Origin of the sequence: Peterkaempfera griseoplana (assembly GCF_001418575.1) — a bacterium.
Classification (GTDB): domain Bacteria; phylum Actinomycetota; class Actinomycetes; order Streptomycetales; family Streptomycetaceae; genus Peterkaempfera; species Peterkaempfera griseoplana.
Map to the genome: position 1 here is coordinate 1 of NZ_LIQR01000262.1, position 8834 is coordinate 8834.

8 protein-coding genes are annotated in these 8834 nt (G+C 73.5%); 5 read left to right on the plus strand and 3 right to left on the minus strand.

Annotation, left to right across the window (positions count from 1 at the left end; all coding sequences use genetic code 11):
• Positions 1-907 (plus strand): beta-N-acetylhexosaminidase (locus AOK09_RS19760; protein WP_157875957.1); only part of this gene is annotated, 907 nt, incomplete at its 5' end.
• 85 nt (positions 908-992) lie between these two features.
• Positions 993-2417: a cellulose binding domain-containing protein gene (locus AOK09_RS19765; protein ID WP_055588536.1), complete on the plus strand. Its 1425-nt coding sequence runs from the start codon at positions 993-995 to the stop codon at positions 2415-2417.
• A 118-nt stretch (positions 2418-2535) separates the two neighbouring features.
• On the opposite strand, the gene AOK09_RS19770 is transcribed toward AOK09_RS19765, so the two are convergent.
• Complete coding sequence (locus AOK09_RS19770) at positions 2536-3465, minus strand: SMP-30/gluconolactonase/LRE family protein (RefSeq protein WP_055588537.1); 930 nt, start codon at positions 3463-3465, stop codon at positions 2536-2538.
• Between the two features lie 91 nt (positions 3466-3556).
• On the opposite strand from AOK09_RS19770, the gene AOK09_RS19775 reads away from it, so the two are divergent.
• The gene (locus AOK09_RS19775; RefSeq protein WP_055588541.1) at positions 3557-3991 is read left to right on the plus strand and encodes an Lrp/AsnC family transcriptional regulator; all 435 of its coding nucleotides are present in this window, start codon (positions 3557-3559) and stop codon (positions 3989-3991) included.
• A 159-nt stretch (positions 3992-4150) separates the two neighbouring features.
• Here AOK09_RS19775 and AOK09_RS40825 read toward each other — a convergent pair whose 3' ends face one another.
• The gene (locus tag AOK09_RS40825) at positions 4151-5491 is read right to left on the minus strand and encodes a P-loop NTPase family protein (protein ID WP_055588538.1); all 1341 of its coding nucleotides are present in this window, start codon (positions 5489-5491) and stop codon (positions 4151-4153) included.
• Between the two features lie 131 nt (positions 5492-5622).
• Positions 5623-6588, minus strand: a complete 966-nt coding sequence (locus tag AOK09_RS19785) for a DMT family transporter (RefSeq protein WP_079063239.1) — start codon at positions 6586-6588, stop codon at positions 5623-5625.
• Between AOK09_RS19785 and AOK09_RS19790 the strand changes: the two genes are divergently transcribed.
• Both AOK09_RS19790 and AOK09_RS40230 read left to right on the plus strand, forming a co-directional pair.
• A complete protein-coding gene (locus AOK09_RS19790) occupies positions 6587-7999 on the plus strand; it encodes an aminotransferase-like domain-containing protein (protein ID WP_055588539.1) in 1413 nt (470 codons plus the stop codon). The two genes, AOK09_RS19785 and AOK09_RS19790, sit on opposite strands and share 2 nt — an antisense overlap.
• 407 nt (positions 8000-8406) lie before the next feature.
• A complete protein-coding gene (locus AOK09_RS40230; RefSeq protein WP_055588540.1) occupies positions 8407-8826 on the plus strand; it encodes a peptidase inhibitor family I36 protein in 420 nt (139 codons plus the stop codon).
• Positions 8827-8834: the final 8 nt, after the last annotated feature.

Consider the following 8834-nt stretch of genomic DNA (forward strand, 5'->3'; position numbering starts at 1 on the left):
CGACGACCGGCCGCACGGCGGCGCCTACACCAAGGAGGAACTGCGGCACCTGGTGGCGTACGCCGCCGAGCGGGGCGTCACCGTGGTCCCCGAGATCGAGATGCCCGGCCACGCCCGCGCCGCCCTCGCCGCCTACCCCCACCTGGGCAACCGGCCGGAGCGCCGCCTGGGAGTGTGGACCCAGTGGGGGGTCTGCCCCGAGGTCCTCGGCGTCCACGAGAAGGTCCTGGACTTCTGCCGTACCGTGCTCGACGAGGTGATGGAGGTCTTCCCCTCCCCCTACGTCCACCTCGGCGGGGACGAGTGCCCCACCGAGGAGTGGGAGAGCAGCCCGGCAGCCCTCGCCCGTACCGCCGAACTCGGCCTGCCCGTCCCCAAGGCCCTGCACGGCTGGTTCCTGCGCCAGGTCGGCGGGCACCTGCTCGCCGCAGGCCGAAGGCCGGTGGTGTGGGCCGAGGACAGCGCCTCCAGCCTGCCGACCGAGTTCACCGTGATGCCCTGGCGCGACGGGGACCACGGCCGGGCCGCCGCCCGTCGGGGCCATGACGTGGTGATGACCCCGCACCGCGCCACCTACCTCGACTATCCGCAGTCGCACCGGCCCGAGGAGCCGCAGGGCCAGGCCGGCGCCGTGGTGGACCTGCGCACCGTCCATGACCACCAGCCGGGCCCGGCCCACTGGACGGAGGCCGAGCGCGCCCGCGTGCTGGGGACCCAGGCCCAGCTGTGGAGCGAGTACATCACCACCCCCGACCAGTTCGACTACCTGGCGTATCCGCGGCTGTGCGCGCTGGCGGACCGCGCCTGGAACCCCGGCAGCGACTGGACCCGCGACTTCCTGCCGACGCTGCGCCACCACGCCGCCCGCCTGGCGGCGCTGGGGATCGACCGCACCGGCCTGCTGTGAGCCCGCACTCCCACAGCAGGAGTCCCGCACCGCCTCACAGGCCCGTACCTCGCAGGGTCGCACCCCTCACAGGAAAGGGATCACCGTGTCAGGAACCCCCCGCACCTCGCGCGGTCTGCTCACCGCGCTCGCTGTCTGCACCGCCGCAGGCCTCACCGGCGCCGCGCTGACCGCAACGCCCGCCTCCGCCGCCGGCGACAACCTGAGCGTGCAGTACCGCACCAGCGCCACCGGCGCCACCGCCGACCAGTCCGAGCCCTGGCTGGAGATCACCAACGCCGGGTCCACCACCGTGCCGCTCTCGGACCTGAAGCTGCGCTACTACTTCAAGTCCGACGGGCCGTCCGTCTCCTACCGCTTCGCCTGCTCCTGGGCGGTCAAGGGCTGCGCCAACATCACCGGCACCGTCGGCACCCTCGCCAGCCCCACCGCCACCGCGGACCGCTATCTGGAGATCGGCTTCACCTCCGGCGCCGGCTCGCTGGCCCCGGGCCAGAACACCGGAGACATGCAACTGCGCTTCTACCGCTCGGACTGGCAGACCCTCACCCAGTCCGACGACTACTCCTTCGGCGCCGCGCAGACCTCCTACGCCAACTGGGACAAGGTCACCCTGCAGCGCGCCGGAACCCTGCTCTGGGGCACCGCGCCGGCCGGCAACGACCCCACCACACCGCCCACCGAACCGCCGACCACACCGCCCACCGACCCCAACGCACCCGCGCTCTTCGACGACTTCGGCTACACCAGCAGCAGCGACCCTGCGGTGAGCCGGCACGGCTGGACCGTGAAGTCCGGTCAGGGCGGCCCCGGCGTGGCCGGCGCCACCTGGTCGCCGAGCGATGTGACCTTCAGCGGCTCGATCATGAACCTGAGGCTCACCACCGACGGCACCGCGGCGGGCACCCGTGAGACCGAACTCCAGACCACCGCCCGGAAGTTCAAGTTCGGTACCTACGCGGCCCGGGTCAGGTTCGACGACACCCCGACCGGCGGCCCCGACGGCGACCACGTCAACCAGACGTTCTTCAACTTCACCCCGCTCAACGCGCCCATGGACCCCGACTACAGCGAGCAGGACTTCGAGTACCTGCCCAACGGCGGATGGGGCGAGCCGAGCAACATCATGTACGCCACCTCCTGGGAGACCTACAACCCCGACCCCTGGAACGCCGTCAACACCCACACCGAGAGCCGGGCCTCGTACGACGGCTGGCACGACCTCCAGATCACCATCGACAGCACGGCGATCACCTACTCCATCGACGGCCAGGTCTTCGCCACCCACGGAGAGCCCTACCTGCCGGAGACCGGCCAGTTCATCGACTTCAACCACTGGCTGATCGACTTCGGCGGCCAGAGCAGCAGCACCCCCCGCTCCTACGACGAGCAGGTCGACTACGTCTACTTCGTGAAGGACCAGGTGCTCACCCCCGCCCAGGTGGCGGCCAGGGTCGCCGGGTACCGCACGGCCGGAACCGCCTTCACCGACACCGTGCCCGGCAGCTGACACCCGCGGCGGGCGGCCCCCGGCCGCTGCGCTCCGGGCCGTACGCCATCGCACCGCCCCCGTCCCGCCCCGGGCAGACCGCCCCGGGCGGGACCGGGCATTCCCTACGGCTTGGGGGTCAGATCCGGCCCCGGCGCACCCGGGGGGTTCCGGTCACCGACATGACCAGGGAGTAGACCGAGGTCGTGGCGGTGATGAAGAGGCGGTTGTTCTTGGGCCCGCCGAAGGCGAGGTTGGAGACGGGCTCGGGGACGAGCAGGCGTCCGATCAGCGTGCCGTCCGGGTCGTAGCAGTGGACCCCCTCGTCGAAGGCCGCCGCCCACAGCCGCCCGCCGTCGTCCAAGCGGATGTTGTCGAAGCTGCTCCTCGGCGACTCCGCGAAGACCTTGCCGTCCGAGAGTGTGCCGTCCTCGCGCACGTCGAAGACGCGGATGTGCGCCGCCCTGCTGTCCGACACGAACAGCTGCCGCTCGTCCAGCGAGAAGACAAGCCCGTTGGGGCCGGTGAAGCCGTCCGCGACCAGCCGCACCTCACCGTCGGCCGGATCGATGCGGTACACGTTGCAGGCGCCGATCTCGCCCTCGGCACGGTGGCCCTCGTAGTCACTGGTGATGCCGAAGTCCGGGTCGGAGAACCAGACGGAGCCGTCGGAGTGCACCACGGCGTCGTTCGGGGAGTTGAGCCGCATGCCCCGGTAGCGGTCGGCCAGGACGGTCACCGAGCCGTCGTGCTCCGTGCGGGTGACCCGGCGGTTGCCCTGCTCGCAGCTGATCAGACGGCCTTCCCGGTCCAGTGTGTTGCCGTTGCTGTGGCCCGCGGGGGAGCGGAAGACGCCGACCGTGCCGGTGGACTCGTCCCATCGCAGCATCCGGTCGTTGGGGATGTCGCTCCAGATCAGCTGCCGCCAGGCCGGCAGATAGAGCGGGCCCTCCGCCCACCGGCAGTTCCCGTGGAGCTTCTCCAGCCGGGTGTCGCCGTTGGCGCACTTACCGGTCCGGAAGCGGTCATCCAGGATGTGGTACAGGCCGTACTTGATGTCGCCAGACACAGTCCACCTCATGATGTCCAGAGCCGAGTTTCATTCTGTACAACATGAGTATCACCGAAGGAGATATGGTTTCACCATGGCTTCGGAGAATCTGGACGAGACCGACCGCGCGCTGCTGGCGCTGTTGCAGCAGGACGCCGGGCAGGCGTACGCGGCCCTGGGCAGGGCGATCGGGCTCTCCGCCGGGGCGACCCACGAGCGGGTCCGCAAACTGCGGGAGCGCGGGGTCATCCGGCGTACCACCGTCGATGTCGACCCGAGCGCGCTGGGGCTCGGGGTGCTCGCCTTCGTGATGGTCGAGTCCTCGGCGTGGATGGGGGACTCGGCCGAGGCCTTCGCCGCCATACCGGAGATCGAGGAGGCCCACGTCATCGCGGGCAGCGCCTCTGTCCTGGTGAAGGTGCGCACCGCTGGTACGGTCCAACTGCAGGACGTACTGCGGCGGTTGTACGCCATCGAGGGCGTGAGCGGCACCCAGGCCACGGTCACCCTGGAGACCTTCTTCGAGCGTCCACCTGCGGCGTAGGACCGCTGCCGGCCGGGCGGCGTCCCGGTGTCGGCGTCCGTGCGCGCACAACGCGCGGTTCCGGACCGGACCGGTCCGGTGCGGGCGAGGCCATGCCCGTGCGAAGGACTGCGGCGGCGATGTCACCGACGGGCTCCCGGCGGGCGCCGGTCGGGCGGGTCAGGGCGGCGCGGCTGCGGCGTGACTCCTCCGCCAGGCGGCGACGACCGCGGCCGCCGACTCCTCGACCGTGCGGCCGTCCGTGTCGACGCACAGGTGTCCGGGCGCGGCCCGGTCCAGGGCCGCAGCCGCGGCGACCGCCCCTTCGGCGGTGCGCAGCAGCTCCGCGACGGCCCGGCCCTTCAGCGGGTCGCCGGGAGCCGCCCAACTGCCGCCCCGGCCGCGGGAGATGATCCGCTCGACGAGGGCGGTGCGGCCCGCCCGCAGACGGCACAGCGTGACGGCGGCGGGCGGCAGCGCTGCGGTGTACAGCGCGGCGGTCGCCTCGTCCGGCACCTGACCGGTGACGACGAGTGCCGCTGCGCCGGCGTCGCGGTAGGCGCGCCACAGGGCGGCCAGGTTGTCCGCCTTCAGCCGGTGGAGGGCGGGATCGCCGGGTGGCGCCGGGCGCAGGAAGGCCAGTTGGTCGAGGTCCAGGTACGCGCTGCGGACGGAGTCGTTGACGCGCTGGTGGACCTGCCAGCCGATGGTCGACTTGCCGACCCCGGTGGGGCCGTACAGCCAGAGCACCCGGGGGCCCGCGGCGGGTGCTCCCGGCTCGGCAGATGTCGACGGCGTGGCCGCGCCGCCCGGGCCCGGCCGGCCGGGGAGCGGTCGCGCCGCCCGGGCCTCGGCGAGCGGCCGGGCCTCAACTCCCGGCCGCGCGCGTCCCGGGATCTCCCCGGGTCCTTCGCAATCTCCCGCCGGAGTCCGCGCCGGCCCGCCGTCCCGGGCCCGTCGCCCCCGGACCGGCCCGCCGCCCCGGGCCCGTCGCCCCCGGACCGGCCAGCCGCCGAGGCGCTCGGCCATCCGCCGGAGCACCTCGGCCACCGGCAGCCCGGTGGTGTCGATGCACAGGTCGCCGATGCCGGTGGCGTCCAGGCCCTCCGCCTCGTCGAGCGTGTCCTGCACCAGGTGCGCCGGCATGCCGCGCCCGGTGAACCTCCGCGCCAGCTCCTCCGGGTCCGCGCGCAGCCGGCACACCGTCAGCTCGGTACCGGGCAGTTCACCGGCGTACACGCCCCGCACCGGGTCCACGATCCCCGACACCACCGCGCACACCGCCCCCCGCCGACGGAAGTTCGCCAGCACAGCGGCAAGGTTCCGTGTCTTCAGCCGGTGCAGGTCCGGGTCCTCGGGCGGTCCGGGGAGGAAGATGCCCAGCTGGTCGATGTCGGCATAGCCTGCGGTGACCCCCGATGCGGTGAGCCCGCGGAAGAACTCCCAGCCCGCCGTCGTCTTGCCGACGCCTGCCGGCCCGCAGAGCCAGAGGACGGGGAGCGGATCGGATGCATGCGGCATGGCGGGATTGTCGCGGGTGCCCGGCGGGCGCGTCGACTCCGTTGACGCCGCGGCGCATCCGCTGGACCGCCCGCCTGGGCCCGGGAGGTGTCGGCACCGTCGGGTGGGGACCCCTGGACACCGCCCGCGCCCTACCGGGCGCCGCCCGCGCGCCCCAGCCGGGTCCGTACGGCTGCGGCGGCGCAGGCGATCACGGCGACGGCGCCGAGGACCGTGGGCCAGCCCAGGTGCTCGTGCAGCAGCAGTGCGGCCCAGCAGATGGTCAGCACCGGCTGCACCAGCTGGATCTGGCTGACCTGGGCCATCGGACCCGTGGCCAGTCCGCAGTACCAGGCGAAGAAGCCGAGGAACATGCTCACCACGCCGAGGTAGGCGAACGCCGCCCACTCCACCGGTGTCCCGGAGGGCGCGTGCCGGGCCACCGAGAGGCCCGCCCCGGCGGCCATCAGCGGTGCGGAGAGCACCAGGGCCCAGGAGATGGTCTGCCAGGCCCCGAGTTCACGGGCGAGGAGCCCTCCTTCGGCGTAGCCGGTACCGGCCGCGCCGACGGCGCCGAGCAGCAGCAGATCGGACCAGTGGAGGCCGCCGAACCGGTCGCCCTGGAGGGAGGCGAAGGCGACGGCGGCGAGGGCGCCGGCGCCCGCCGTGACCCAGAAGGTCCTTGGGGGCCGTTCGCGACCGCGGAGCACCGCGATCACCGCGGTCGTCGCCGGCAGGAGCGCGATGACGACGGCTCCGTGTCCGGCCGAGGCCGTGGTGAGGGCGAACGAGGTCAGCAGCGGGAACCCGACGACCACACCGGCGGCGACGACGCCCAGCCGCGCCCACTGGAGGCCGCGCGGCAGTCGCTGCCTGGTGGCCGTCAGCGGCGCCGCCGCCAGCAGCGCGGCGATGACCGCCCGTCCGCAGCCGACGAAGAGCGGGGACATCGCCCCGTGCTCGACGGTGATCCGGGTGAAGGGAACGGTGAAGGAGAAGGCCGCGACCCCGAGCAGACCCCAGCCGTGTCCGGCGTGTCCGGCATGCCTGGCAGGCTCGGCTCGTCCGGGGGATATCGCCGAGGTGCCGGGGAGAGTAGCGCTACTGTTGTCTGTCATGTATGACGATAGCAGCTCACGGATCGTCGCAGGGCTCCGCGAGTGGATCGCCAAGGCCCCGCCGGATGCGAGGCTTCCCTCCACCCGGTCGCTGGTCGCCGAGTACGCGGCGAGCCCGGTCACGGTGCAGAGGGCGCTGCGGACCCTGGCGGCCCAGGGCATGGTGGAGAGCCGGCCGGGTGTGGGGACGTTCGTGCGCGCGGCCCGCGCGGCGCACCCGGGCGACTACGGGTGGCAGACCGCGGCCCTGGGCTCGCCGGGCAGCCGCGTCCCGAGGCTCTCCACGGCGCTGCGGACCGTCCCCAACGATGTGATCGCGCTGCACTCGGGCTACCCGGACCGGGAGTTGCTGCCCGAGCGCCTGGTGCGGGCCGCCTTCACCCGGGCGGCCCGCAGCGACGCCGCCGTGAACCGCCCGCCGGCGGCCGGACTGCCGGAGCTGCAGGCGTGGTTCGCCGGCGAACTGGGCGCGGCGACACCGCTCGGTGTGATGCCCCCGGCCCCGAGCGACGTCATCGTCTTCCCCGGCAGCCAGAGCGGCCTCAGCACCGCCTTCCGGACGCTGGTCGGTGCGGGCCGACCCCTGCTGGTGGAGTCGCCGACCTACTGGGGCGCGATCCTGGCGGCAGCCCAGGCGGGGGTGCACCTGGTACCCGTCCCCAGCGGCGTCCACGGACCGGACCCGGACGAGTTGGCGCGGGCGTTCGCACAGACGGGGGCGCGGGCGTTCTACGCCCAGCCCAGCTTCGCCAACCCCAACGGCGCCCAGTGGCCACCCGAGGTGGCCGACCGGGTGCTCGGCCTCGTCCGGCGGCACGGAGCGTTCCTGATCGAGGACGACTGGGCCCACGACCTCGGTATCGAGGCGGTTCCGGTGCCGCTCGCCGCACGCGACGACGGCGGCCATGTGGTGTATCTGCGGTCGCTGACCAAGAGCGTGTCGCCGGCGGTCCGGGTCGCCGGCGTCGTCGCCCGCGGACCGGCCCGGGAACGGATACTCGCCGGTGCGCAGGCCGAGTCGATGTACGTCAGCGGCCTGCTGCAGGCGGTCGCGCTGGACGTGGTCACCCAGCCCGCCTGGCGCACCCACCTGCGGGGCCTGGGCCGCAGGCTCGGCGCCCGCCGCGACCTCCTGGTCGGCGCACTCCGGGCCCATGTCCCCGAGGCGCGCCTGGAGGCGGTGCCCCAGGGCGGGCTCAACCTCTGGGTGCGGCTGCCGGACACCACCGACCTGGCGAGGCTCGTCCGCGACTGCGAGACCGCCGGAGTCGTCATCGCTCCCGGGGACGAGTGGTTCCCGGCGGAACCCGCCGGGAACCATCTGCGACTGAACTACTCCGGTCCGAACCCCGGGGCCTTCGCTGACGGTGCGCGCGTCATCGGGGAGGCGCTGGCCGGGCAGCAGGCGTAGCGGCGGATCCTCTGCGGGTGCCGGCCGACCCTCGCCGGGCGGCGCCCGCGGCGGCCTCCCGTTAGGCTGACGGCCTGTCAGGCATGTGTTGCTCCGCGCCTGCGGGAGTGCCCCGGAGCTGTCGGAACGTCAGCAGCGCCGAGAACATACCGGATCCGGCCCTGGCCTGTGGGGGCGGGCACGGCCGCTGTACGGCGCCGGTGCTCCGCTGCCGTACCCGGCCCGCGCCGGCGTCGCCCTCCGGACCGGCCCCCGGCCGAGTTGCGGCAGGCCGGGGGCTACGTACGGTGGAACCCAGCGGCCGCCGCCGGGGCATGGTCCCGGCCGCCCGTCCTTCCGGCTGCGACGTTCCCCTGCGACGTTCCCCACTGGCCTCGGCCGATGCCGAGGTGGACAGGGAGACCGGCATGAACCCCATGAAGACCGCGACCCTCGCCGCCGTACTCGCCACCGCGACCGCCGCCGGAATCGCGCCGGCAGCCCCGGCCCAGGCGAGCGGCGGGCACCACAGGGCCCCTGCGGGCTGCGCCTCGGACGCCCTCTGCGCCTATGCGGGCGCCGGGTACACCGGGGCGGTGTCCACGTTCGCCTTCCACCACAGTGCGAGCCGTGCGGAGCCCGCGCTGGCCAGGGCCAAGTCCCTGTACAACAACGTCCCCCGGGGCGTGGACGAGCAGGGCCGGGCGGGCGGCTGGTGCTGGAAGATCTACAACGGGCCCGACTTCACCGGCCGCTCCATGGTGATCAGGCCGAACACGGGCGTGGCCGACGTCTCCGCGGCGTTCGGTGAGATCAAGTCCGACCACACGGAGTGGTGCAGCGGGTAGCGCTACCC

Coding starts and splice junctions, on each gene's coding strand:
- AOK09_RS40230 (WP_055588540.1), top strand. CDS start 8,407: ATGAACCCCATGAAGACCGCGACCCTCGCCGCCGTACTCGCCACCGCG.
- AOK09_RS19785 (WP_079063239.1), bottom strand. CDS start 6,588: ATGACAGACAACAGTAGCGCTACTCTCCCCGGCACCTCGGCGATATCC.
- AOK09_RS19790 (WP_055588539.1), top strand. CDS start 6,587: ATGTATGACGATAGCAGCTCACGGATCGTCGCAGGGCTCCGCGAGTGG.
- AOK09_RS40825 (WP_055588538.1), bottom strand. CDS start 5,491: ATGCCGCATGCATCCGATCCGCTCCCCGTCCTCTGGCTCTGCGGGCCG.